At 75.3% G+C, this 1,424-nt stretch carries 1 pseudogene; it reads left to right on the top strand.

Annotated elements, in window-relative coordinates:
* Positions 1–178: 178 nt before the first annotated feature.
* Positions 179–1,424, top strand: a pseudogene (locus tag ND748_RS31985) (LuxR family transcriptional regulator); the annotation flags it as partial.

Below are 1,424 nucleotides of genomic sequence, written 5' to 3' on the forward strand. Positions count from 1 at the left end.
GCGCCGTTCGACGGCGGTGGTGCCCCCCGTCCGGCACCGTTCGCCGGGGTGGTCGCCCAGTCGACGCCCGACCGGCTCGCCCGGCCAGGACGACGACCGACTCGGTGAGATCGTCACGGCGCTCGCCTGGTGCGGGCGGGGGCGGGCGGAGCTGTGGCTCGGCCGTGCCGAGCCCGCGGTGGACGCGTTGACCGAGGCGGTCGAGGCGGCCCGGCTGGCGGGCGACCGGATGGTCGAGATGTCTGCGGCCGGTGCGTTGGCGCTCGCGTACGCGCTACGGGGCCGGCTTCGGCTGGCCGAGTCCGCCGCCGCGGTGGTGTGCGCCGCGGTCGGCGAGCTGAGCGACCGTCCAGGTGGGACAGCCTCCCCCAGCACGGCGGTGGGAGAGAAAGCCACGACGACTGGTGCTGCGTCCATGCCGGCGGGCGAGGCCAGAGATACGGAAAGTGATACCTCTGTTGCTGATCGGTCGAGGGTGGCCGGTGCCGTCGAGGCGCATCTCGCGTTGGCGATGGTGGCCATCGCCCGGGCCGACGGGGAACGGGTGGTCGGTCATCTTTCCGCCGCCCGGTCCGGGCTGGGGCCAGAGCATCCGCCGCATCTGCTCGATCTCGTCGTCGTGCTGAACGCTCGGTCGCGGTGCCGGCGGGGTCGTCCGGACGATGTTCGTGCCGCCCGCCGCCTGCTCAGTGGGCGGGGTCGTCCGGCCGGTCCGCCACTGTGCCTGTCGCTGTGGCAGGCCGTCGAGGTCGATCTGCTACTCGCGGTCGGCAACGCCCAGGCCGCGCGGCAGGTACTGGGCCGGCCCGCCGACGGCCGCCGCCCGGACCACATCCTGGCGTTGGCCGCGGCACGGGCTGATCTTGGCTGTGCGGATCTGGACGCCGCCGAGAACGCGGTCGCCGGACTGCTGCGCGCCGACGGCGGCGGGGGCGGTCCGGTCGTCGCCGCGTGCGCGCTCACGGCCGTCGCCGCGGCCCGTCGTAATGATCATGCTCGGGCGACCGGGCTGCTCGCCCGAGCCCTGGTCCTCGCTGAGGACGAGGGATTGGCCGCTCCATTTCTCGATCTTGGCGATGAGCTGCTGGCGCTGCTCGACGCGCATCCGGGGCTGGCCGCCGCCCATCCCGAGTTCGTCGAGACCCTGCGTGCTGCCGCAGCCGCACCGGCGGCGAGTGCTGCGGCGTGGCGGCCGGGGCCCGGCGACCGGTCGGGCGGCGCAGGCACTGCGGCAGGCGGCGTTTCTGCGGCGGGCGGCGTTTCTGCGGTAGGCGGAGTCGGCCTCGGGGGCGGAGTCGGACTGGCCGAGGGAGTCGGACTTGCCGGCGGAGGTGGCATGGCCGGTGCGGCGAGCGCGCTCGGCGGAGGTGCGCCGGCTGGCGGGATGGATGCGGCCGGTGGGCCGGGTGCAGGCGGCGCTGGGG

The sequence above is a fragment of the Frankia sp. AiPs1 genome, from assembly GCF_023716945.1.
Taxonomy (GTDB): Bacteria; Actinomycetota; Actinomycetes; order Frankiales; family Frankiaceae; genus Frankia.